Below are 23887 nucleotides of genomic sequence, written 5' to 3'. Positions count from 1 at the left end.
GGGGACCTCCAGATGAATTCCACACCTCTGCGGAAACTATTCTTCCGCTGCGTGTCCAAGCCCTGGACCGTGGTGATTCTCTACCATTCGACGACCTGAACGGGATGCCGGACGACCGCGTCGAAGTCGTAGCCGAGTGGATGGCGCGGCGTGACCAGCGGCTGCGTGGCGCCGGTCTCGTCGGTGGCCCGCGCCATGAGCACGTGCGGCCCCGGGCGCCGCGGCACCCAGTTGACGTGCCAGCGCGCCCAGGCCCCGACCAGGTGTCGTCCGCGCTGCTCCGGCTGGTGCCAGGTGACCCCGCCGTCGAAGCTGACCTCCACGTTCACGATATGTCCGCGTCCGGACCATGACCTGCCGCGCAGCACGTACGAGCGCCCGGCGACCAGAGTGGAATCCCAGGCGAGTTCGAAAGCGCTTTTCACCGGCTGCACGGTGATATCGCGGTAGAAGACGGTGTTCCACGGCGTGGCGGCTTCGGACGTGGTCACGTCGAGATCGCCGAGCCATTTGATCGACGCTATTCCCGCCCAGCCCGGCACCACGAGGCGAGCCGGGAATCCGTGGTCGGGCGGCAGCGGCCGGCCGTTCATCTCGTAGGCGACGAGAACGTCGTCCAGGGCCTTGGCCACGGGCAGCGGGCGGCGGACGTGACCGTGGTCCTCGAACGGCGCGTCGAGCCCGCGGGCCACCACGTCCACGGCCTCCGGCCGGATGCCGGCCTGCCTCAGCAGATACGCCAGGGGCACCCCGCGCCAGCGCGCCACCCCGATCGCGCCGAGCCCCCACGGGGTGCCGGGGGTCGGGTCGTGCTGCTGCGTCTCGTAGAAGCGCCGGCCGTTCCCGGTGCACTCGATCGCGGCGTCGATCGTCCGTGTCGGCATGGCCCGCAGGCTGGCGTAGTCGTACACGGCCGGACATCGCACTCCCGGTCCGTGCAGGCGCAGCCGCCAGGTGTGGGCGTCGATCAACGGGGTGGAGGTGTGGTTGCGTACGAAGAAGCGGTCGATCGGCGTGTGGTACCCGAGCCCGGCCATGGCCTCCCAGCGCATCTCCGCGCTGCCGTCGTGCCGGATGAACAGGTGATCCGGCAGCGGCTTGACGATGGCCGCCGTGACCTGCTTCATGGATCCTCCTCTATTTCCTACTTGAAATCCATGTAATCACAGCGGTGCCCGCCGATCCACCTCCCACCACGACCGGTCCGCCCGTCTCGATCTCCCCGGGCCAGACCATCTCCGCCACTCTCCGCACGAACAGGCGGCAGCGCGGCCCGGCTGTCCACCGGAACCGCACTGATCTCCCCGCCAGCGAACACCCCGCCGGGGGTGCCCCAACTGACACCACGGCGTCCAGCCCACGACAGGCGACTCCCACCCATCCGAACCCCCACCACCTGTACGTACCCGCCCGGCCCAGGGTGCAGCCGGATCGCCTGGAGCCTGGGCGGCGGGACTGGTAGATGAGGCCTGCCCGCACGGGAGCCGGCGTGGTTGGCCGGCATCGAGCTCGACGGCCGGCACCCACCCGTCTACCTCCCGGCCCGGAGCACTTCCAGACCGTGCGCTTCGAGATCATCTTGTCGTGGCGGTTCGGTACGCTCGCCGCTGATCAACTTCGCGCGAGAGGCTGCCGATGTTCCGTCTCCTGGCCATCCTGGCGGCCACCGCGCCGACCTTCTTATCCGTCCTGATGCTCCGCAGCTTCGGCTGGTTCGGCCACGAGCCGCCACAGCCGGATCCGCTGGAGCTCGCGATCGGGGTGGCCCACGGCTACGCCACCGACTACCTGCCGGTCCTGCTGGCGTTCCTCGCGCTCTGGAGGCCGCGGTGGCTTCCCAAGGTCGGCGCGATCGCCGCGGCCGTTGTGCTGGTGCTCACCGTGTCGACCCTCGTCGCCTCCGGAACCGGCGGCTTCGGCCCGCAGTTCGGCTCCATACTGGCCTGCCAGGCGATCGCCGTCGCCGCATTCCTGCGGACCCGCCCGGAGCAGCGGGTGCCATGGCCACGGGCGGTCATCTGGAGCGCGGTCGTGCTGCTCGCGCTCGTCCAGACCCTGGCCAGGAACACCCCCACCAGCGACGTCGGCTGCTACGCGGACACGAAGGGGACCTGGGCGCTGGCCTTCTACCACCTCGACACCGCCCACGGCCTCTACTGCTGGGTCTCGGCCGCCGCGATCGGCGCCGTGCTCTCCGGGTATCGGGCCGCGCCGCTCTGCGGCCTGGTGCTGCTGGTGCCCGCACTGTTCGAGCCCGCCGCCTGGCTCCTGTCCGACGCGCCGCACAACTGCTCCAGCACCCTGGAGCTGGTCGACTGGCCGTACCTGATCGCGGGGGTGTCGGCGTTGTCCTCCCGGACTCGCCTGCTCGATCGGTCCTAGCCGATGTTCCGCCTCCTCGCCATCCTGGCTGCCGTCGCCGCGCGGCGGCCGACCGGCCACGGCGGGCATGTGGCCGTTCCTCCTGCTGGTGTCCTTCGCGGCGCCGCGCCCGGCCGATCGGTGCGGATGTGCGCCAGGTAGGCGCCTATCGGTACCTCGGGTTGCTGGGTGGGCGGTTGAGGATGAGGTCGCCGGCGCGGGCGATGACCTGGGCGCGGGTGCGGCCGGGGTGGTCGGCGGCGATCAAGTGGCTGCCGATGGCCGCGCCGAAGGCAAGCAGGCTGCGGGCCTCGACCTCGTCGGGGTCGGGGCAGAACGTGCTGATCGCGTCGCGCAGCAGCTGCATGCGCCGGTTGTCCACGCGGCGTAGGCGCTCGGCGACGGCCTGGTCGCGGCGGGCCCAGTCGCGGATGGCCAGGTCGATGGGGAGCAGGCGGTCGCCGGCGAAGGTGAGCTGCCCGGCCAGCCGGACCTTGTCCAGCACGTCGCCGCCCTCCCGCTCGACCCGGTCGAGGACGTCGTCGACGCTCTCGCGCTCCCAGGTGTCCAGCATCTCCGTCAGCAGCGCGTCGCGGTCGGCGAAGTAGCCGTAGAAGCCGCCCTTGGTCACGCCGAGCGCCTTGGCCAGGGATTCGACGCGCACCGCGTCCACACCACCCTCGGCCAGTGCCCGCAGCCCCTCCTCGACCCAGGTTTCGCGCGGTGTGCGCAACGCGCCCATCGTATGACCCACCTCACCCTTTCCATCCGTTGTACGGAGCCGTATAACCGGTCTAGCCTCAATCTATACGTCACCGTATAACAACAGAGGGGACAGTAGTCGTGTCATTCGGTTTCGTCGCCTTCCCAAACCCGGCTCCCGAGCACGCCGAGGAGTTCGCCGGCCGCGAGCTGGGCGCGGTGCCCGACGGCTGCAACGAGCGGGAGGTCAAGCCCCGCCAGACCCACCGCTTCCCGTCGCGGTGACGGGGAGGCCGACCATGACCAGGAGACTTCCCGGCACCGAGCACACCAGCCGCCCGTGGCGAATCCACGAGATCACGCCCGACTTCCGGGTGGAGGACGTGTGGGCGTTCCGCACACCCGGCGCCGGACCGGACGACTTCCCCGCCATGCTCGCCGCGCTGCGAGCGACCGCCGGACCCGCCGGGCAGTCCTTGCCGACGCGGCTCCTGTTCGCCGTGCGCTGGAAGCTGGGTGCCCTGTTCGGCTGGGATGATCCCCGGCAGGGCGTCGGCGGGCGGGTGCGGTCACTGCGCGAGCGCCTGCCGCCCGACCTGCGTCTGGAGCCGCTCAGCCCGGACTTCGACGGCATCCCGTTCACCAACCTCTACGAGCTCGGCGACGAGTTCGCCATGGAACTGGCGAACGAGACCGTTCACACCGTCTGCCACCTCGGGTGGGTCCCCACCGACAACGGCGACCACGAGCTGCGGATGGCGGCCCTGGTCAAACCCAACGGCCTGTTCGGACGGCTGTACATGGCCGCGATCAGCCCGTTCCGGTACCTGGTCGTCTACCCGGCGATGACCCGGCAATGGGAACGCGCGTGGCGGGACCACGGTCACGCCGACAACCTCGACGGAGCCACGCGGTTCCGCGAAGAGAATGGAGAGTTCAAATGATCAAGTGGGCTGGTTGGCTCATCACGCTGTTCGGAGCCGCGCACACGGTTGGTGCGCTGACGGTGGAGAAGGCCGCGAGCCACGCCGGGACGTGGTTCAGCGGAGGACTGTGGGGGGACGACCTCGCCGCGATGAGCCCCGCGAACAGCGCGTACTGGCTGAGTGTGGCCAGCTTCGGCGTGCCCCTCGTCGTGGTCGGCCTGATCGTGCTGTGGCTGGACCGCCGCCGCATCACGCCACCGCCGTTCGTCGCCTGGACGCTGGGGGTCTGGACCGTGGTCGGCGCCGTGGTCCTCGTGGCCACGCCTTGGCCGATCCTCCTGCTCGCGAACATTCTGCTGCTGGTCGGAGCCCGCCGTACCGCCCGCCACGGCAACCCCGCGCCCCACGCCCGCACAACGCGAACCCCGCAGGAGACCGCGTTGTGACCAGCCCCTCACGGACGACCCGAGCTGACGCCAGACCGCCACAACCCCCCGGCACTACCCCTGAGCAGCACCGACGACCTCTTCCGGATCGCTGTGGCGGATTTCTGGCGTATCTCGGAACCGTCGCGGACGGCATCTGACCGGCGCGGTGGTGCCGGCCCTGCCGCCCCAGGCACGATCAGGGGCGACCGGGCGCTGCCAGTCGGTCATGGTCGTCAGCTCGCCCATCGCGCGCAGGCTGTGGGTCTCCTTGGCGGCCTCCTGCAGCGCGGCCGCTGCCCTGACCGGCGCCTGGCTGACGTCGGCGGCCTCGCCGTCGTCGCGCATCGGGTTGATGGCGGTCTGGGCGGCGGTGGCCATCCCGGACAGCGTGGCGGCCGCCAGGTGCGGTCATGGCTCGTGCCTTCCGTTACGACTTGACCGGCGACTCCAGACGTTGTCCCCAGAGTCACGAAATTTCGGCCTCTGGAAGGTTGCCCGCTGCCCCTCTCCCTCCCGGTATGTCGGCAGTATGTTCGCGCGCCGTCGGGCCCATGATCAGTTGTCCTGCCCCGTCACGTGCCGCCAATCTGATGGCCGATTCCACCCAGAGAAAGGGACGGCTGTGAAAAGGACGAGGGTCATCGCGAGCGGGCTCGTGGGCACCGCGGCGGTGCTAACTCTGATCAGTGCTCCGGCAGTGGCGAACGCGGAGCCGAGTAAGGCGAAGAAGCTGGCCGTGGCAGTCCAGCTCACGTTGCCGACGGAGGACAGCTTCTGGGCGTGGGCAAAATTCCGAGCGAACAGGAACAAGGACTCCGTCAAGCAGTACAACTTCAGCTGGAACAGCGACGGTTGCTCAGTGAAGGACGCCGGGAAAATACCGAGCGTCGAATCCTGGGCGAAGATCTTCGCGATTCCGTGCATGCGGCACGACTTCGGCTACCGCAACCTCAAGGACCTGGTCAGCACCAAGAGGTGGAACGACACTTACCGCAAGGGCGTCGACCAGGCGCTCCTCCAGGACATGCTCAGGACGTGTGGCGGCATGAAGGCACACCTGAAGCCAAGCTGCAGGGCTGCGGCGGCGCAGTTCTACGCGGCTGTCCGGTGGAAGGGGAAGTAACGCCACCACCGCAGCCGGCTCGGCCGCTCAGGCGCCGGCCATACCCGCTCGAGAGCGCTCGCGGGCCTGGTGCGACCGATGCGCCCACGCGTCATCGTCCTCGCGCCCGACCCGCAGGGCGAGCGCGGCCACACTGGCAGGCCGGAAGTGGCGGGCCCGAACCGGCGGGGTCGGGGCCGTTCGGCACGGACTCGCTCAGCACGGACCCCCTTTCGGCGCGGACCCGCTTGGCGCGGAAGCGCTTGGCCCGGAGTGGTGCCAGGCCGCTCCGGTTACTCCTCGCCCACGTCCTCGGTCAGCGGCCGGCCGGGGTGATGGGGGCGACCCGGTCAGCCAGGGTCGCGAGATGCTCCAGCGCGGACTCGGCCGCGGCGTCGGGAACTGCGACGATGACGTGGTCGATACCCTGGGCGGCCAGTTCGGCGCAGCGCCGGACGCTCTCCTCGACGCTCTGACCGGCCGGGATGCGCATGTGGAGAGTCTTCTCTATCGCCTCGTACGGCCGTCCGAGCCGTTCGCAGTGCGCGCGTAGCACGCTGAGCTTGTGCCGCACGTCGGCGCCGTTCAGGAAGTTGCAGGCGTCGGCGTACTCGGCGACGAGCCGGAGCGTCTTCGTCTCCCCGCTCCCGCCGATCAGGATCGGCGGGAGCGCCTGCGGCGCGTTGAGGGTCCGTTCCAGCCGGTAGTGCCGGCCCTCGTACGGCTTGTCCTCGTCGCTCCACATCTGCCGGGCGATCTGGAGGGTCTCCTCCAGCCGCTCGAACCGCTCCGCCGGCGACGGGAAGCGCAGGCCGAGCCCCCGCGATTCCTCCTCGAACCATCCGGCTCCGATGCCGAGCACGGCTCGGCCGCCGGAGAGCGCGTCGAGGGTGCTGACCTGCTTCACCAGCAGGCCGGGTTCGCGATGGACGGCACAGGTCACCAGGGCGCCCAGGGTGACGCGCCGGGTGAGGGCGGCGGCGTACGACAGCGCGCCGTACGCCTCCAGCATCGGATCGGTCACGGAGCCGAAATTGGGGATCTGGAAGAGGTGGTCCATCACCCACAAGCTGTGCAGCCCCGCCTCGTCGGCGCCTCGGGCGACGGTGGCGAACCGCTCGGCGATGGCGGCGTCACCGCCGGGCCAGGTGTAACGAGGGCAGGTCAAACCGAGCTTCATCGAGCACTCCTTGATGGTGAGGATCGCCGGCGCAGGACGCGTCAGTCGCGGTGCGGGCATGAAAAAACCCTCTCGCCTGGGCTGACCGCGCCAGGGCCGAGAGGGCTCCGTACTCATGATTATCCCACACGCCGGCATGCAGCCCGGAACAGCTCGCCCGGACACCCCGCGCTCTTGTCGCGAGCCGGAGTGCCGGCAGCGCGCCGACCCACGAAGGTCAGGCCTCCTGCATGTATGCGGGTCCCACGTCCACGCCGGCGAAGATCACGTCCATCCCGGCGATCCAGTAGTCGGTTGCCCGCGCTTCGAGCCACGTGGTGACAGCCTGACGGAGTCCCTGCTCCTCGCCGGGAGCATAGACGCCATCCGGCAGGGCTCCGAGGTCTTGAGCGAGGAAGCGGTGAACATCGCGGACGGCGTCGGTGTGACGCGCGTGTACGACCGCGGCGGGGTCGACGACGGTGCAGGTGAAGGTCACGGTGACGGGGAAGTCCCACTGGTGGCCGGCTGCCGCCACATCCCGGCCGGCAGAGACAGTCACGAGACGGCGGAGATCGACCACACTCACAGCGGTGGCTCGCCTGGCCAGCCCGGCATCGATGCCGCGGGAAAAAGCAGTTTGACCCTGCCGTGGCGTGAGGTTCTAGCGTCCGCCGCATGACGAACCAGAAGAAGATCGCCCGCGAGGTCACCCTGGAACTGGAGGGCGGCAACGCGGCGATGACCGACATCGGCAAGATGCTGGGCCCGGCCGGCATCAACACGCGGCAGCTCAAGCTCGACTACGACGCGGCCACGGCCGCCCAGCGCGGCGACATCGTGCCCGTCGTGGTGACCGTCTTCGAGGACCGCACGTACGCGCTGCGCCTCAAGACGCCGCCCACGGCATACCTCATCCGCAAGAGCCTCGGGCTGGTGCGCGGCGCGGCCCGGCCGGGGACGGAGAGCGTGGCGAAGCTGTCACGGGAGCAGTTGCGTGAGATCGCCGAGCGCAAGCTGCCCGACCTCAACACCGGTGACGTGGAGGCGGCGATGCGGCAGGTCGCGGGCACGGCCCGGTCGATGGGCGTGCTCGTCGCCGACGAGTGAGCGGCCCGCCTGTGTCCGGCGCCGCGAGCCGTCTCCCGTGCTCGGACGGCACACCTGCGGGTGGCCACGTCGCGCGCGACCGCCGGTGAAGCGAGCCGGCGGCCCTCACCCGCGGAGGCGGGTGAGGGCTCCTGCGGCGCCGGGTCAGGGGCGGAGGAACGCCTGCAGGCGCTCCAGCGGCCAGGTGTTGACGACGTCGTCGGTGGTCAGCCAGGCCCGCTGGGCGATGCCGACGCCGTAGCGCTGGTGGGCCAGGTGGGGGATGGCATGGGAGTCGCTGTCGATCGAGAACTTGACCCCGTGGTGCTTGGCCAGCCGCACCAGGTCGGCGGGCAGGTCGGAGCGGTCGGGGTAGGAGTCGATCTCCATGACCGTGCCGGTGCGCGCGGCGGCGCGGAAGACGGCGTCCCAGTCGGCGTCCACCGGCTCCCGCTTGCCGATCTTGCGGGTGGTGGGGTGGCCGATGACGTCGACGTAGGGGTTGTCGCAGGCCGTGATGAACCGGCGGGTCATCTCGTCGCGGGACATGCCGAAGTGCGAGTGGACCGAGGCGACGCACACGTCGAACCCTCGCAGGACCTCGGCCGGCCAGTCGACCGAGCCGTCGGGCGCGATGTTGAGCTCCGTGCCGTGCAGCAGGCGCATGCCCGGGTAGCCCTGCTGCAGCTTGGCGAGCCGATCGCGCTGCTCCAGCGCCTTGTCGAGGGTCATGCGCTGCATGGTCAGGTCGGGGGCATGATCGGTGACCGCGTAGTAGGAGTAGCCGCGGGCGTGGGCCGCCGCCACCATGTCCTCCAGCGACGCGATGCCGTCGGTGAGGTCGGTGTGCGTGTGCAGGTCGCCGCGCAGGTCCTCCAGCCGGACCAGCTCGGGCAGCTCGCCGCGCAGCGCCGCCCGCACCTCGCCTCCGTCCTCCCGCAGCGGCGGCGGCACGAACTGCATGCCGAGCGCGGCGTAGATGTCCTCCTCGGACTCGGCGGCGATCACCCGCTCACCCTCGAACAGGCCGTACTCCGACAGCTTCCAGCCCTTCTTGACCGCCATCTCGCGGATCGCGACGTTGTGCTCCTTGGAACCCGTGAAGTACTGCATCGCCGCGCCCCACGACTCGGCGGGCACCACGCGCAGGTCGACCTGGACCCCGGACGTGGTGCGCACGGACGTCTTCTTGTCGCCGGCCGCGATGACCTCCGCGACGTACGGCTGCGCCCGGAACTCCTCCATGACGGACACCGGCGCCACGGCCAGGATGTCGATGTCGCCGATCGTGTCCTTCATCCGGCGCAGCGAACCGGCGTGGGCGACGCGCTCGGCCGTCAGCGACGCCATCACCTGCTCGGCCAGCGCCATGGCCACCCCGATGTGCACCCTGCGGCCCGACTGCTCAAGCTGCTCGACGCCCTTGGCGAGGTTGGCCAGGGTCTTGGGGCCGAGCCCCTTGACCCCGGCGAGGCGCCCCGCCGCGATGGCCTCGCCCAGCGCGGCGGGGGAGTCGATGCCGAAGTCCTCGAACAGCATGATGGCCGTCTTCGGGCCGAGCGACGGCACCCGGGTCAGCCGCCGCACCCCGTCGGGCACCCGGCCGCGCAGGTCGTCGAGCTGACGGAAGCTCCCGCGCTGCAGGAACTCCTCCATCTTCTTGGCGATCGCCTCGCCGACGCCGGGGACGGCGCGGACCTCCGTCGTCGAGATGTCCTCCGGGTGGCCGGCGATCGCCTTGGCCGCCTTCTGGTAACTGCGCACCCGGAAGGCGTCGCCCCCGGTCAGCGCGAACAGCTCCGCGTATTCCTGCAGCGCCGCCGCGGCCTGCTCGTTTGCCCGTGCCATGAGGCAAGCTTAGAAGGCCCCACCGACACTTCCCGCCGGACCGGCGCACCGACGGGCGCACGGTCCGGAGCACCGACGGGCGCACGGTCCGGCGGCCGTCAGAAGCGGACCTCGCGCGGCCGGTACGGCTCGGCGAGGAAGGCCAGCTCCTTGTCCGACAGGCTCACCGACACCGCCGCCACCGCGTCGTCCACGTGGCCGTCCCTGGTGGCGCCCACGATCGGGGCCGTCACCGTCGGCTGGTGGAGCAACCAGGCCAGCGCGACCTGCGCCGCCGGCAGCTCGCGCTCGCGCGCCAGCTCGGCGAGCCGGTCCACGATGACCCGGTCGTTCTCCGGCTCGTACAGGGCGTCGATGCGCGGGTCCGAGCCGGTCCGGGTGGTCGAGCCGGACGAGCCGGCGCGGGCCAGCACGCCGCGCGCCAGCGGGCTCCACGGGATCACGCCCACGCCCTGGTCGGCGCAGAGCGGCAGCATCTCCCGCTCCTCCTCCCGGTAGAGCAGGTTGTAGTGCGGCTGCATCGCCGTGAACCGCGTCCAGCCGTTGGCCTGGGCCACGTGCTGGGCCTTGGCGAACTGCCACGCCCACATCGACGAGGCGCCCAGGTAGCGGGCCTTGCCCGCCTTGACCACCTCGTGCAGCGCCTCCATGGTCTCCTCGATGGGCGTGTGGTCGTCCCACCGGTGGATCTGGTAGAGGTCCACGTAGTCGGTGCCGAGCCGCCGCAGCGAGGCGTCGATCGCGGCGTGGATGTGCTTGCGCGACAGGCCGCGGTCGTTGCGGCCCTCGCCCATCGGGAAGTAGACCTTCGTGGCCAGCACGTAGTCCTCGCGCCGGGGGAAGATCGCGCGCAGCACGTCGCCGGTCACGACCTCGCTCTGCCCGGCACTGTAGACGTCGGCGGTGTCGAAGAACGTCACCCCGGCCTCGGCCGCACGACGGACGATCGGCTCCGCCCGCTCCTGCGGCAACGCCCACCGCTGGCGGTCCGGATCGCCGTAGCTCATCATGCCCAGGCAGATGCGGGAGACCTGAAGTCCGGTGGCGCCAAGTCGTGTGTAGTCCATGAATCCACCCTATGACCGACCGCGATCACGACCAGTTCGGACCCGTACGTCTGTTTGGCGGGCGCACCGACGCCGTTCGTCGCCATCGTGACCCGGGCGGCCTCCCGCACACCTGTCTCAGAGCGGGACGTGAGGCGCGATCATGGTGACGCCGGGGACGGACCCGATCGAGGCCAGCGCCTTGCCCGCGTCGCCGAGCCCGATCGTGCGGGTGACGAGCTGCTCGGGATGCAGGATGCCGGCCCGGATCATCTCCATCATCGGCGGGTAGTCGTGGGCCGCCATGCCGTGGCTGCCCAGCAGCCGCAGCTCGTGCCCGATCACCCGGCCCATCGGCACCGGCGTCGCCTCGCCGGGCAGCAGCCCCACCTGCACGTGGCGGCCCCTGCGGCGCAGGCTGTCGACGGAGGCGGCGCACGTCTGCGGGCTGCCCAGCGCGTCGAGCGACACGTGGGCGCCGCCCCTGGTCAGCTCCCTGACCTGGGCCGCCGCGTCGCCCGCCGAGCCGTCGACGAAGTGCGTGGCGCCCATCCGTTCGGCCAGGTGCAGGGCCTCGGCGCTGACGTCCACCGCCACCACCCGCGCCCCCGCCGCCGAAGCGATCATCACCGCCGACAGGCCCACCCCGCCGCAGCCGTGCACGGCCACCCACTCGCCCGGCCGTACCTCGCCGACCTGCGCGACGGCCCGGAACGCCGTCGCGAAGCGGCAGCCCAGCGAGGCGGCGGTGGCGTACGTCATGTCCTCGGGCACGGCGACCAGGTTGACGTCGGCGTGGTCGACGGCCACGAACTCGGCGAACGACCCCCAGTGGGAGAAGCCCGGCTGCGTCTGCCGCTCGCACACCTGCTGCTCACCGGCGGCACAGGCCGCGCACGTCCCGCACGCGCACACGAACGGAACGGTCACGCGCGCGCCCGGCAACCAGCCGCGCACGTCGGGGCCCACCGCCTCCACCACCCCGGCGAACTCGTGGCCGGGAACGTGCGGCAGGGACCGGATGTCGGGGTCGTGGCCCTGCCAGCCGTGCCAGTCGCTGCGGCACAGCCCGGTCGCCTCGACTCTGATCACCGCCCCGTGGGGCGCGGGCGACGGATCGGGCAGCTCGCGCAGGTCGAGCTCCCCACCGAACAGGTCAAAGGCAACGGCTCGCATCTCACGAGCTTAGAGTCAGCTCCCGCAGCTCGCGCAAGGCCCGGTGGGCAGGGGAGCCCGGTTCGGCCGTGTAGAGGACGAGATGCAGGTCCTCGCGGTCGGGCACCGGCAGCATCTGGCACACCAGGTCGATGGTCCCGACCACGGGATGCGTGACCCGCTTGCGCTGCGACCGGCGGACGCCGACCTCGTGCAGATGCCACAGCTCGGCGAACTCCGGGCTGAGCGCCAGCATCTCGGCCACCAGCGCCTGGATCTCGGGATCGTCCGGGTAGCGGCCGGCGGCGGCGCGCAGGTCGGCGACCGACACGCGGGCGAAGGCGCTCCTGTCCTCGTCGCCGAGCAGGTCGGCCATGTCCTGGGCGGCGAACACCCGCCGGATGATGTTGCGCCTGTGGGGCGGCAGGCCGGCCAGGTCGCCGAGGAGGGCCTCGCCCAGCGGGTTCCAGGCGAGGACGTTGTAGGCCGCGTCCAGCACGTAGGCCGGGACCTCCTCCAGGTAGCCGATCAGGTGCCGGATGGGCCCGGGCACGTCGCCCCTGCGGGCCGGCCGGTCGGGCGGCTGCCCGGCCAGGTGGAACAGGTGGGCCCGCTCGTCCTGGCTCAGCATGAGGGCCCTGGCCAGCGCGTTGAGCACCTGGCGTGACGGGTGCGGGCCGCGGCCCTGCTCCAGCCGGATGTAGTAGTCGACCGACATGCCCGCGAGCTGCGCCACCTCCTGCCTGCGCAGGCCGGGGGCGCGCCGCCGCTCCCCGGCCGGCAGCCCCACCTCCAGCGGGGTGATCCGGTCGCGGCGGGATCGCAGGAAGGCGGCGAGCTGGTCGCGGTTCATACCTCCATCTTCGGCGACGTCTCGGCGGCGTGGCCGCGGCGTGGGTGGTATCGCCGGTACCAGACTCGCCGGGTCTCTGTTGCTCCGCCCGCGGCGGGGGCAGCGTGGCAGGCATGACGACGAAGACGGCGCTCATCACGGGCGCCAACAAGGGCATCGGATTCGAGATCGCGCGGCTGCTGGCCGAGCGGGGCGTCACCGCCATCGTGGGAGCGCGTGACGAGGAGCGCGGGCGCGTCGCCGCCGAGCGGCTCGGCCGGCCGTTCGTGCCGATCGACGTGAGGGACGAGGAGAGCGTGCGGTCGGCCGCCAAGTGGATCGAGGACGAGTACGGCAGCCTGGACATCCTGGTCAACAACGCCGGCATCGCGGTGCCCCAGGACGACATCCGGCCGAGCGCCACCCCGGCCGCCACGCTGCGGGAGACGTACGAGACGAACGTCTTCGGCGTGGTCACCGTGACCAACGCGATGCTGCCGCTGCTGCGCAGGTCGCCGGCGGGCCGGATCGTCAACATGTCGAGCGAGCTGGGCTCGATCAGCCTCGCGCTCGACCCGGACACCCCCTTTTACGCGCACAACCTCCTGGCCTACAACTCCTCCAAGACGGCGCTCAACATGGTCACCGTGTGCTACGCCAAGGAGCTCGCGGGCACCCCGATCAAGGTGAACGCCGCCAATCCCGGCTACTGCGCGACCGACCTGAACGGGCACACGGGGCCGCGCACACCCGAGCAGGGGGCGGCCGTCGCCGTCCGGCTCGCCACCCTCGACGCGGACGGTCCGACCGGCGCGTACCTCCAGGACGACGGGTCCGTCGGCTGGTGAGGTGTGGAGGCCGCCCGTCCGGACAGTAAGGGGGGCATGGGACAAGATCTGGACAAGGAGCGGTTCACCGAGGCGGAGTACACCCGCTTCGGGGAGCGGCTCCACGAGCAGCTGGGCACGCTGCGCGCGCTGCTGGCCGAGCCCGGGTTCGGCCAGGGGCCCACGACGATCGGCGCGGAGCTGGAGCTGGTGCTCGTCGACGCGGCGGGCCGGCCGCTGCCGCGCAACGCGGAGGTGCGCGAGGCGCTCGGCGACCCGCGCGTGGTGCTCGAGCTCGGCCGCTACAACCTGGAGGTCAACCTGACCCCGGTGCCGCTGGCCGGCCGGCCGTTCCAGCTCCTCGGAGCGGAGGTCCAGGAGGCGCTGACCCGGGTGGACGCGGCGGTGGCGGGCGGCGGGGCGGTGCCCATCGGGATCCTGCCCTCGCTCGGCACCGGTGACTTCACCAAGGAGGCCATCAGCGACCAGAACCGCTACCGGGCCATGAGCCGGGGTTTCCGGCGGCTGCGGCTCGAACCGTTCCTCGTCAAGATCGAGGATCTGGAGCTGTCCGTCGAGGACGTGATCCTGGAGGCGGCCAACACCTCCTGGCAGGTGCACCTGCGCACCCCGCCCGAGCGGTTCGCCCGGCTGTTCAACGCCGCGCAGCTCGCCACCGGGCCGGTGCTGGCCGTCTGCGGCAACTCGCCGTTCTTCCTGGGCCGGCGGCTGTGGGAGGAGACGCGGATCGCCCTCATGGAGGAGGCGGCCGACGACCGCGACGTCGAGCGCCGCTATCGCAAGGACGGGCGGGTCACGTTCGGGTCGGACTGGGTGCGGGAGGGGGCGTACGAGCTGTTCGAGAGGTACGTGCGCGACTACGACCCGATCATGCCCGACCTGAGGGAGAGCGACGACCCGCGGGACGTGCCGGAGCTGCGGCTGCACCAGGGCACCGTGTGGCAGTGGAACCGGCCCGTCTACGACCCGGCCGGCGGTGGCCACCTGCGGATCGAGATGCGGGCCCTGCCCGCCGGCCCGACCTGCGCCGACATGACGGCCAACACGGCGTTCCTGCTCGGGCTGACGCTGTCGCAGGCCGAGCGTGACCTGACCGGCTACCGCTTCGGCGAGACCTACCAGAACTTCTACCGGGCCGCCATGCACGGCCTGGACGCCAAGCTGTCATGGCCCGGCATGGACGGCGAGCTGCCGGCGACCGACCTGGTGCTCTGGCTGCTGCCCGAGGCGCGGGCGGCTCTGCTGGCGGCCGGGGTGGTGCCCGACGACGTGGACACCGCCCTGGACATCATCCGCGAGCGGACCCGGTTGCGCCGTACCGGGGCGGTCTGGCAGCGCGAGGCGCTCGCCCGCTTCGGCGGCGACTCCGAGCGGCTCGTCCGCGAGTACCGCGAGCATGCCCTTTCCGGGCTTCCCGTACACCTGTGGCCATAGACGCAACAATCGCCGCTCCGGAACCGTCAGACTCTCCACCATGACGGATAGTGAGGGCGAGATGGCAGCGACGGGGATGGTTCCGGCGGACAAGGCCGGCTACGTGTTACAGCGGGCGACGGGGACCCTGCCGGAGGGTGCGGCCAAGCTCGCCTCCGAGATCGGCGCCGTCGGCGTGGCGACCGTGCTGGCCCGGGGCAACCGGACCGCGGTGCGCAGGGGCGCGACGGCCGCACTGGGCACGATGCGGCCCCGGCCGGCCGAGTGGTACGCCTTCGACCCCAAGGACCAGGACACCCCCGACTGGTACCCGCAGGGCCTGACGGGGGACGAGGACTCCGGCTCGGCGGGCGTGCCGGTGTTCGTGGTCAGCTGGTACTTCAAACCGGAGCCGCCGGCGGCCGAGCGCGGCGTCCGGGTGACGTTCCTGAGCCCCCGGACCCTGAAGTACCAGCACGCGCTGCTGGTCGAGGCCAGGCCGGACGGGTCGTACGGGCCGATAGACATCCACGCCGGCGGCGTCGCCTGGTACGGAGACCTGCTGTACGTGGCCGACACCTTCCGGGGCCTGCGCGTCTTCGACACCCGCAACATCCTCGACCTGCGCACCGCGCAGCAGGACCTCGGCGACCCGGCCCGGGTCGGCCGCCACGGCGGGCGGCTGCACGCCTTCGGCTACCGCTACGTCATCCCGCAGACCGACGCCTGGCGGCTCGCCCAGCGGGGGCCGCGCCTCTCCTTCGCCGCGATCGACCGCACCACCACCCCGCACACCCTCATCTCCGGCGAGTACGCCGACACGAGCCGCGACCGCCTGGTGGTCCGGTGGGACCTGGCGGAGGACGGCACCCTCGCCGACGGCACCCCGCGCGACGCCCACGTCCTGGGCCACGCCAAGATCCAGGGCGCGCTGTCGTCGGGCGGCACCTGGTACCTCAGCCAGGCCGCCGACGCCCGCACCAACGGCAAGCTCATCGTCCAGGGCGACGGCGACGCGACCACCCGCCCCTTCCCGATCGGCCCCGAGGACCTGACCGTGCGGGACGGCCGCCTGTGGAGCGTCACCGAGTTCAGGGACAAGCGGGTGGTCTTCGGCGTCGCCCTGTGAGCTGCCCCGCGCCGATCATCAGATACCTTCGAGGAGACCCCGCCTCCGCAGAGCATGGACAAGCGCGCGGCCGCCGCGCAACCGGGTTTCGCCCGGGCACCGGGAGGGTGAGCATGACCGTACGGGTCGAACGGGACGGGCCGGTCACGACCGTCGTGCTGAGCAGGCCGCAGGCGCGCAACGCGGTCGACCGCGCGACGGCCGGCGCGCTGGCCGCGGCCTTCGGGGAGTTCGACGCCTCCGACGCCCGCGTGGCGGTGCTGTGGGGCGAGGGCGGCACGTTCTGCGCGGGCGCCGACCTCAAGGCGCTCGACAACCACGTCGGCGAGGACGGCGACGGACCGATGGGCCCGACCAGGATGCGGCTGTCCAAACCGGTCATCGCCGCCGTCGCCGGGCACGCCGTGGCGGGCGGGCTGGAGCTGGCCCTCTGGTGCGACCTGCGGGTGGTGGAGGAGGACGCGGTGTTCGGCGTGTTCTGCCGCCGCTGGGGCGTGCCGCTGATCGACGGCGGCACCGTACGGCTGCCCCGGCTCGTCGGCGTGTCCCGCGCCATGGACCTCGTCCTCACCGGCAGGCCGGTCGGCGCGGCCGAGGCGTACGACATGGGCCTGGCCAACCGCGTCGTGCCCGCCGGCACGGCGCGGCGGCACGCCGAGCAACTGGCCCGCGAGCTGGCCCGCTTCCCGCAGGAGTGCCTGCGCGGCGACCGGATGTCGGTGCTGGAGCAGGAGGGTCTGGACGAGGAGGCGGCGCTGCGCAACGAGCTGCGCCACGGCCTGCGGTCCCTGCCGGGCGCGGCGGGCGGCGCCGCCCGGTTCGCCGCGGGGGAGGGCCGCCACGGCGCGTTCTGAACCGTGGTCGGGCCGCGGCGCAGGTCCGGAGGATTGTCGGAGGCGCCGCGTAGGGTGGGCGCATGCCCGACATCGAGGTCGCGGGGCGGCTGGTCCGCGTCACCAACCCCGACAAGGTGATCTTCCCCCGGAGTGGTCACACCAAGCTCGACCTGATCCGCTACTACCAGGCCGTGGCCGGCGGGGCGCTGCGCGGGGTGGCGGACCGGCCGATGATCCTCAAGAGGTTCGTCCACGGCATCGAGGAGGAGGCGTTCTTCCAGAAGCGGGCGCCCGCCAAGCGGCCCGACTGGATCGAGGTGGCCGAGCTGCGCTACCGGTCCGGGCTCGGCGCCGAGGAGGTCGTCGTCCGCGACCTGGCGCAGCTCGTGTGGGTGGTCAACCTGGGGTGCGTCGACCTCAACCCGCACCCGGTGCGCGCCGCCGACCTCGCCCATCCCGACGAGCTGCGGATCGACCTCGACCCGGTGCCGGGGGTGGAGTGGCCCGACGTGCTGCGCACCGCGCAGGTCGCGCGGGAGGTCCTCGCCGACCACGGCCTGACCGCCTGGCCCAAGACGTCCGGGTCGCGCGGGTTCCATGTCTACGCCCGGATCGAGCCGCGCTGGCCGTTCGCCCAGGTGCGCAAGGCCGCCGAGGCGGTCGCCCGCGAGGTCGAGCGCCGGGCGCCCGAGCTGGCCACCAGCCGCTGGTGGAAGGAGGAGCGGCACGGCGTGTTCGTCGACTTCAACCAGAACGCCTACGACCGCACCGTCGCCTCCGCCTACTCCGTCCGCGCGGTGCCCGACGCCCGCGTGTCCACCCCGCTGGCCTGGGACGAGGTGCCGGGCTGCCGTCCGGAGTCGTTCACCATCGACACCGTGCCCAAGCGGCTGGCCGAGGCCGGCGACCCGTGGGAGGACGTCGATCTGCACGCCGGCTCCCTCGACGGGCTGCTGGAGCTGGCCGAGGCGCTCGGGCCCGCCCCCAAGCCGCCCAAGGGCACGGGCCGTCGCCGGCAGGCGCTGCCCGTCATCGAGATCGCCCGCGCCCAGCACAAGGACGAGGCGATGGCCGGCCTCGAGCGGTGGAAGGCCCGCCACCCCGAGGTGGCGGCCTGCCTGCAGCCCGCCGACGTGCTGGTCGACGGGATGCGCGGCCGCAGCAGCGTCTGGTATCGGATCCGCGTCAACCTCCAGCATGTGCCCGAGGCGGAGCGCCCGGGGCAGGAGCCGCTGGAGGCCGACTACGACCCATGGCGCGACGGCTGAGCGAGCCCCTCGGGGCCGCGCCCGGCCAACCCTGTCGAGCAGCAGCCGGCCGGCGGGACCCCGCCGGGCGCCGGCCTCGGGGGAGGGGACGTTCGCCACGGCCCGGTCGGAGGCGGGCGGCCGACCGCTTTTGGTCGTTTTCCACAATTGGAGCCGCCCAGCGTGCGCTGACAACGACATCCCGTTGCCGGCCAAGAGACGGAAAGGTGAACACTGCAGGGGGCCGCCGTGTCCCGGGCGCGCACATCGTTGGTCTACAGGAGGGCTCGGTCGGGTGTTCAGACGTGTCGCCATCGTCAATCGTGGTGAGGCCGCCATGCGGCTCATCCACGCCGTACGGGAGCTTGCCGCGGAGACCGGGACCCGGATCGAGACCGTCGCCCTGCACACCGACGTCGACCGCACCGCCGCCTTCGTCCGCGAAGCGGACCTGTCCTACGACCTCGGTCCCGCGTCCGCGCGCCCATACCTCGACCTGAAGGCGCTGGAGCGCGCTCTGGTGGAGACCGGGGCCGACGCCGCGTGGGTCGGCTGGGGCTTCGTCGCGGAGGACCCGGCGTTCGCGGAGCTGTGCGAGGAGGTCGGCGTCACCTTCGTCGGACCGAGCGCGGAGGCCATGCGCAAGCTCGGCGACAAGATCGGCGCGAAGCTGATCGCCGAGGAGGTCGGCGTCCCGGTCGCACCGTGGAGCCGCGGTGCGGTCGAGACCCTGGACGCCGCCCTGGCGGCGGCCGCCCGGATCGGCTACCCGCTGATGCTGAAGGCGACCGCGGGCGGCGGCGGGCGTGGCATCCGCGTGGTCACGAACGAGGCGGAGCTCGCCGACGCCTACGAGCGCACCAGCCAGGAGGCCGCACGGGCGTTCGGCAGCGGCGTCGTGTTCCTGGAGCGCCTGGTCACCGGCGCACGACACGTCGAGGTCCAGGTGATCGCCGACGGCGAGGGCACCGCGTGGGCGCTCGGCGTCCGCGACTGCTCGGTGCAGCGGCGCAACCAGAAGGTCATCGAGGAGTCGGCGTCGCCGGTGCTGAGCCCCGTGCAGACGGCCGAGCTCAAGGCGTCGGCCGAACGGCTGGCCGTCGCGGTCGGCTATCGCGGCGCGGCGACCGTCGAGTTCCTCTATCACCCCGGCGACAGGCTGTTCGCGTTCCTCGAGGTCAACACCCGCCTGCAGGTCGAGCACCCGATCACCGAGGTCACCACCGGGTTCGACCTGGTCAAGGCGCAGCTGTGGGTGGCATCCGGCGGCAGGCTCGAAGGCGGGCCGCCGGTCGAGCGCGGCCACGCCGTCGAGGCCCGGCTGAACGCCGAAGACCCCGACCGCGACTTCGCGCCCGCCCCGGGCCGCATCGCGCGGCTCGACCTGCCCGCCGGGCCGGGCATCCGCGTGGACACCGGCGTCAGCGAGGGCGACACCATCCCCGCCGACTTCGACTCGATGATCGCGAAGATCATCGCCTATGGCCGCGACCGCGACGAGGCGCTGGGCAGGCTGCGCCGGGCGATGGCGGGGACCACGGTGATCATCGAGGGTGGCGCGACGAACAAGAGCTTCGTGCTCGACCTGCTCGACCGGCCCGAGGTGATCGACGCCAGCGCGGACACCGGCTGGATCGACCGCGTCCGCGGCGAGGGCGGGCTCGTCTCGCACCGGCACTCCGCCGTCGCGCTGGCGGCCGCCGCCATCGAGGCGTACGAGGAGGAGGAACGCGTCGAGCGGCAGCGGCTGCTGTCGACGGCGTTCGGCGGACGCCCGCAGGTCCAGCACGAGAGCGGCCGGCCGCTGGACCTCAAGCTGCGGGGCGCCGGCTACCGCGTGCGCGTCGCGCGGGTCGGCGCGCACCGCTTCCGTGTCGGCGTCGAAGCGGGTGACGGCGTCCGCACCGCCGACGTCGAGCTCGACCGCTTCGACCGGCACACCGGCCAGATCGCCGTCAACGGCATCCGCTACCGCCTGCTCACCGACACGCACGGGCCGATCCACCTGGTCGAGGTGGACGGTGTGACACACCGGGTCAGCCGCGACGAGGGCGGGGTCGTCCGCTCACCCGCGCCCGCGCTGGTCGTCGCCACGCCGCTGGAGGTCGGCGCCGAGGTCGAGGCGGGCGCGCCGGTACTGGTGCTGGAGAGCATGAAGATGGAGACGGTGCTGCGGGCGCCGTTCAGGGCGCGGCTCAAGGAATGCGTCGTGTCCGTGGGCAGCCAGGTGGCGACCGGCGCACCGCTGCTGCGGCTGGAGCCGCTCGCCGACGACGCCGGAGCCGACGACGCCTCGGCCGCCGCGTCCGTCGAGCTGGACCTGCCCGCCGCGCCCGACAGGGTCCCGGTGCGCGAGCGCACCACGCGCGGCCAGGAGGACCTGCGCGGCCTGCTGCTGGGCTTCGACGTCGACCCGCACGACGAACGCCGGGTGCTCGACGACTACCTCGCCGCGCGCCGCGCGGCCGCCGAGGACGGCCACCGGCCGCTGGCCGAGGAGCTCGGGCTCGTCGAGGTGTTCGCCGACCTCGCCGAGCTGAGCCGCAACCGGCCGGCGGGCGAGGACGGCGGCGGTGACGGCCATGTGCACAGCGCCCGCGAGTACTTCCACACCTACCTGCAGAGTCTCGACGTCGAGCGGGCCGGGCTGCCGGAGGCGTTCCAGGCCAAGCTCGCCAAGGCGCTCGGCCACTACGGCGTCACCGAGCTGGAGCCCTCCCCGGAGCTCGAAGCCGCAGTGTTCCGGATCTTCCTCGCCCAGCAACGCTCGGCCGCCGACGCCGCGGTCGTCGCGACTCTGCTGCGCGTGTGGCTGCGGGAGCCGCCGCCGGACGAGACGCTGCGCGAGCCCGCCGGCCTCGCGCTGGAGCGGCTGGTGGCCGCGACGCAGGTCCGCTTCCCCGTGGTCTCTGACCTCGCGCGCGGCGTGGTGTTCGCCTGGTTCGGCCAGCCACTGCTGCGCCGCAACCGCGCCCGCGTCTACGCCGACGTCCGCAAGCACCTGCGCCACCTGGACGCGCACCCGGACGCGCCCGACCGGGCCGAGCGCATCGCCGAGATGGTGCGCACCACCGAGCCGCTGGTACGGCTGCTCGGCCAGCGGCTCATCCGCGACGACCTGGACAACGCGGTCATGCTGGAGGTGCTGACCCGGCGCTACTACGGCAACAAGGGCCTGACCGGCGTCCGCACCAGCGAGGTCGCGGGCTGCACGTTCGTGGTCGCCGAGCGCGCCGGCTCGTGGGTGGTCTCCTGTGCCGTGAGCTTCGAGGCGCTGGGCGGCGCGCTGCGCGGGCTGGCCCAACTGGCGGACGGCGAGGACGCCATCGACGCCGACATCTATCTCGCCTGGGAGAACCAACCGCAGGACTCCGACGCGATGGCGGCCGCGCTGCACGAGGTCGTCGGCGCGCAGCCGCTGCCGGACCGGGTCCGCAGGCTCACCGTCACCGCCGCGGGCAGCGGCGGCGCGGTGATGCACCACCACTTCACCTTCCGCCCGTCGGCCACCGGGATGGCCGAGGAACGCCTGATCCGCGGCCTGCACCCGTACATCGCGCAGCGGATGCAGCTGGAGCGGCTGAGCAAGTTCGACCTCACCCGGCTGCCGTCGTCAGACGAGGAGGTCTACCTCTTCCAGTGCGTGGCGCGGGAGAACCCGTCGGACGACCGCCTCGTCGCCTTCGCCCAGGTGCGCGACCTGACCGAGCTGCGTGAGCACGACGGCAGGCTGGTCGCGCTGCCGACGGCCGAGGACACCATCGCCACCTGTCTCGACTCGATCCGGCGCGCGCAGGCGCGGCGACCCTCGAACAAGCGCTTCAACACCAACAGGATCGTGGTCTACGTCTGGCCGCCGAGCGACCTCACCCGCGCGGAGATCGAGATGATCGCCGGGCGCGTACGGCCGACGACCGTGGGCGCCGGGCTGGAGGAGATCCTGTTCATCGCGCGGCAGCGCGACAGGACGACCGGCGAGCTGACCAAGATGGCCGTGCGCATCTCCTTCGACGCCACCGGCGGAGCCGAGCTGACCATCGGCGAGCCGTCGGACGAGCCGGTCGAGCCGCTCGACGACTACCGGCTGAAGGTGCTGCGCGCCAGCAGCCGCAACACGGTGTACCCGTACGAGCTGACCGGCCTGCTCGGCGACTTCGTCGAGCACGACCTCGACGACGGCCACGCGCTGGTGCCGGTCGGCCGGCCCAAGGGGCGCAACACCGCGGCGATCGTCGCGGGCGTGGTCACCACGCCGACCGAGCGGCACCCGCAGGGCGTCACCAGGGTCGTGCTGCTCGGCGACCCGACCAAGTCGCTCGGCGCGCTGTCGGAGCCGGAGTGCCGCCGCGTGATCGCCGCGCTGGACCTGGCCGAGCGCATGCGGGTGCCGCTGGAGTGGTACGCGCTGTCCGCCGGCGCCCGGATCTCCATGGAGTCGGGCACGGAGAACATGGACTGGGTGGCCGCGGCGCTCAAGCGGATCGTCGAGTTCACCCAGGACGGCGGCGAGATCAACATCGTGGTCGCCGGCATCAACGTCGGCGCGCAGCCCTACTGGAACGCCGAGGCGACGATGCTCATGCACACCAAGGGCATCCTGGTGATGACGCCGGACTCGGCGATGGTGCTCACCGGCAAGCAGTCGCTCGACTTCTCCGGCGGCGTGTCGGCCGAGGACAACTTCGGCATCGGCGGCTACGACCGGGTGATGGGCCCGAACGGGCAGGCACAGTACTGGGCGCCGAACCTGACCGCCGCGCGGGACGTGCTGATGTCCCACTACGACCACACCTACATCGCGCCCGGCGAGGAGACACCGCGGCGGGCGACGACCACCGACCCCGTCGACCGCGACATCTCCGACTTCCCGCATGCCGTGGCGGGCAGCGACTTCACCACCGTCGGCGAGATCTTCTCCGCGGTGGCCAACCCGGACCGCAAGAAGCCGTTCGACATCCGGACCGTGATGCGGGCGCTCTCCGACCAGGACCACCCGGTGCTGGAGCGGTGGGCGGGCATGGCCGACGCGGAGACCGCGGTGGTGCAGGACGTGCATCTCGGCGGCATGCCGGTGTGCCTGCTCGGCATCGAGTCACGGGCGGTGCCGCGACGCGGCTTCCCGCCCACCGACGGCCCGGACACCTACACCGCGGGCACGCTGTTCCCGCGGTCGTCGAAGAAGGCCGCGCGGGCGATCAACGCGGCCAGCGGCAACCGGCCGCTGGTGGTCCTGGCGAACCTGTCGGGCTTCGACGGCTCGCCGGAGTCCATGCGGAAGCTGCAACTGGAGTACGGCGCCGAGATCGGCCGTGCGATCGTGAACTTCCGCGGGCCCATCGTGTTCTGCGTGATCTCGCGATACCACGGCGGCGCGTTCGTGGTGTTCTCGAAGGCGCTGAACCCGAACATGACCGTGCTCGCGCTGGAAGGCTCGTTCGCCTCGGTGCTCGGCGGCGCCCCCGCCGCCGCCGTGGTGTTCTCCGGCGACGTCAACGCCCGCACCGCGGCCGACCCGCGCGTGCGGGAGCTGGAGGCCCGCGTCGCGGCCGCCTCCGGCGCCGACCGCGCCGCGTTGACCGCGGAGCTCGACGAGCTCCGCTCGTCGGTCCGCGCGGAGAAGCTCGGCGAGGTGGCCACGGAGTTCGACCGCGTGCACGACATCCGGCGTGCGGTCGAGGTCGGCTCCGTCGACGCCGTCATCCGCGCCGCCGAACTGCGCCCACGGATCATCGAGGCCATCGAGTCCCGCCTGCGCTGACGCCACCT

At 72.1% G+C, this 23887-nt stretch carries 21 protein-coding genes; 12 read left to right on the top strand and 9 right to left on the bottom strand.

The annotated features are described in order from the left end of the window. Positions 1-80: 80 nt before the first annotated feature. The gene (locus FHU36_RS26370; RefSeq protein ID WP_185086506.1) at positions 81-1127 is read right to left on the bottom strand and encodes a sulfite oxidase; all 1047 of its coding nucleotides are present in this window, start codon (positions 1125-1127) and stop codon (positions 81-83) included. Positions 1128-1635: 508 nt separating this feature from the next. On the opposite strand from FHU36_RS26370, the gene FHU36_RS26365 reads away from it, so the two are divergent. Next, complete coding sequence (locus FHU36_RS26365; RefSeq protein ID WP_185086505.1) at positions 1636-2382, top strand: hypothetical protein; 747 nt, start codon at positions 1636-1638, stop codon at positions 2380-2382. A gap of 145 nt (positions 2383-2527) precedes the next feature. Here the strand turns inward: FHU36_RS26365 and FHU36_RS26360 are convergent, their stop codons facing one another. Beyond that, positions 2528-3103, bottom strand: coding sequence for a TetR/AcrR family transcriptional regulator (locus FHU36_RS26360; RefSeq protein WP_185086504.1), 576 nt, complete (start codon positions 3101-3103; stop codon positions 2528-2530). Positions 3104-3204: 101 nt separating this feature from the next. Between FHU36_RS26360 and FHU36_RS26355 the strand changes: the two genes are divergently transcribed. Genes FHU36_RS26355 through FHU36_RS26345 form a run of 3 tightly spaced genes read left to right on the top strand, consistent with a single transcriptional unit; the run spans position 3205 to position 4435 of the window. Then, complete coding sequence (locus FHU36_RS26355; protein ID WP_185086503.1) at positions 3205-3348, top strand: hypothetical protein; 144 nt, start codon at positions 3205-3207, stop codon at positions 3346-3348. Between the two features lie 14 nt (positions 3349-3362). Then, positions 3363-4007, top strand: a complete 645-nt coding sequence (locus tag FHU36_RS26350) for a DUF2867 domain-containing protein (RefSeq protein WP_185086502.1) — start codon at positions 3363-3365, stop codon at positions 4005-4007. After that, positions 4004-4435 carry a DUF6463 family protein gene (locus FHU36_RS26345; RefSeq protein WP_185086501.1) on the top strand — a complete coding sequence of 144 codons (432 nt, stop codon included), beginning with the start codon at positions 4004-4006 and terminating at the stop codon, positions 4433-4435. Before FHU36_RS26350 ends, FHU36_RS26345 begins: the two co-directional genes overlap by 4 nt. 54 nt (positions 4436-4489) lie before the next feature. Here the strand turns inward: FHU36_RS26345 and FHU36_RS26340 are convergent, their stop codons facing one another. Then, entirely contained in the window at positions 4490-4795 is a 306-nt protein-coding gene (locus FHU36_RS26340) for a hypothetical protein (protein WP_185086500.1), read from the bottom strand. A gap of 244 nt (positions 4796-5039) precedes the next feature. On the opposite strand from FHU36_RS26340, the gene FHU36_RS26335 reads away from it, so the two are divergent. Beyond that, a complete protein-coding gene (locus FHU36_RS26335) occupies positions 5040-5540 on the top strand; it encodes a phospholipase A2 (RefSeq protein ID WP_185086499.1) in 501 nt (166 codons plus the stop codon). Between the two features lie 295 nt (positions 5541-5835). Here the strand turns inward: FHU36_RS26335 and FHU36_RS26330 are convergent, their stop codons facing one another. Then, entirely contained in the window at positions 5836-6699 is an 864-nt protein-coding gene (locus FHU36_RS26330) for an LLM class F420-dependent oxidoreductase (RefSeq protein WP_185086498.1), read from the bottom strand. Between the two features lie 217 nt (positions 6700-6916). Then, on the bottom strand, positions 6917-7261 hold the full coding sequence (locus FHU36_RS26325) for a hypothetical protein (RefSeq protein WP_185086497.1): 345 nt from the start codon (positions 7259-7261) through the stop codon (positions 6917-6919). Positions 7262-7356: 95 nt separating this feature from the next. Here FHU36_RS26325 and FHU36_RS26320 point away from each other — a divergent pair, with 95 nt between their 5' ends. Beyond that, positions 7357-7788 (top strand): uL11 family ribosomal protein, encoded by a 432-nt coding sequence (locus tag FHU36_RS26320; RefSeq protein WP_185086496.1) that lies wholly within the window; start codon positions 7357-7359, stop codon positions 7786-7788. Positions 7789-7932: 144 nt separating this feature from the next. Here the strand turns inward: FHU36_RS26320 and polX are convergent, their stop codons facing one another. The 4 genes from polX to FHU36_RS26300 all read right to left on the bottom strand — a co-directional run bounded on the left by polX (position 7933) and on the right by FHU36_RS26300 (position 12669). Next, a complete protein-coding gene (polX, locus tag FHU36_RS26315; protein ID WP_185086495.1) occupies positions 7933-9615 on the bottom strand; it encodes a DNA polymerase/3'-5' exonuclease PolX in 1683 nt (560 codons plus the stop codon). A gap of 98 nt (positions 9616-9713) precedes the next feature. Further along, the gene (locus tag FHU36_RS26310; protein WP_185086494.1) at positions 9714-10682 is read right to left on the bottom strand and encodes an aldo/keto reductase; all 969 of its coding nucleotides are present in this window, start codon (positions 10680-10682) and stop codon (positions 9714-9716) included. A gap of 117 nt (positions 10683-10799) precedes the next feature. Next, a complete protein-coding gene (locus tag FHU36_RS26305) occupies positions 10800-11837 on the bottom strand; it encodes a zinc-dependent alcohol dehydrogenase family protein (RefSeq protein WP_185086493.1) in 1038 nt (345 codons plus the stop codon). Between the two features lies 1 nt (position 11838). Beyond that, a complete protein-coding gene (locus FHU36_RS26300; RefSeq protein ID WP_185086492.1) occupies positions 11839-12669 on the bottom strand; it encodes a helix-turn-helix transcriptional regulator in 831 nt (276 codons plus the stop codon). A gap of 113 nt (positions 12670-12782) precedes the next feature. Between FHU36_RS26300 and FHU36_RS26295 the strand changes: the two genes are divergently transcribed. The 6 genes from FHU36_RS26295 (at position 12783) to FHU36_RS26270 (ending at position 23879) form a co-directional block, all read left to right on the top strand. Continuing rightward, positions 12783-13496, top strand: a complete 714-nt coding sequence (locus FHU36_RS26295; protein WP_185086491.1) for an SDR family oxidoreductase — start codon at positions 12783-12785, stop codon at positions 13494-13496. A 36-nt stretch (positions 13497-13532) separates the two neighbouring features. Beyond that, a complete protein-coding gene (locus FHU36_RS45855) occupies positions 13533-14930 on the top strand; it encodes a glutamate-cysteine ligase family protein (protein WP_185086490.1) in 1398 nt (465 codons plus the stop codon). 40 nt (positions 14931-14970) lie between these two features. Next, a complete protein-coding gene (locus tag FHU36_RS26285) occupies positions 14971-16038 on the top strand; it encodes a hypothetical protein (RefSeq protein ID WP_185086489.1) in 1068 nt (355 codons plus the stop codon). Between the two features lie 113 nt (positions 16039-16151). After that, complete coding sequence (locus FHU36_RS26280) at positions 16152-16892, top strand: crotonase/enoyl-CoA hydratase family protein (protein ID WP_185086488.1); 741 nt, start codon at positions 16152-16154, stop codon at positions 16890-16892. 62 nt (positions 16893-16954) lie between these two features. Continuing rightward, positions 16955-18142 (top strand): non-homologous end-joining DNA ligase, encoded by a 1188-nt coding sequence (ligD, locus tag FHU36_RS26275; protein WP_185086487.1) that lies wholly within the window; start codon positions 16955-16957, stop codon positions 18140-18142. 274 nt (positions 18143-18416) lie between these two features. After that, positions 18417-23879 carry an ATP-binding protein gene (locus FHU36_RS26270; protein ID WP_185086486.1) on the top strand — a complete coding sequence of 1821 codons (5463 nt, stop codon included), beginning with the start codon at positions 18417-18419 and terminating at the stop codon, positions 23877-23879. Positions 23880-23887 lie beyond the last annotated feature (8 nt).

The organism is Nonomuraea muscovyensis (assembly GCF_014207745.1).
Lineage (GTDB): Bacteria > Actinomycetota > Actinomycetes > Streptosporangiales > Streptosporangiaceae > Nonomuraea > Nonomuraea muscovyensis.
This window is presented reverse-complemented; position numbering and strand designations above follow the sequence as displayed.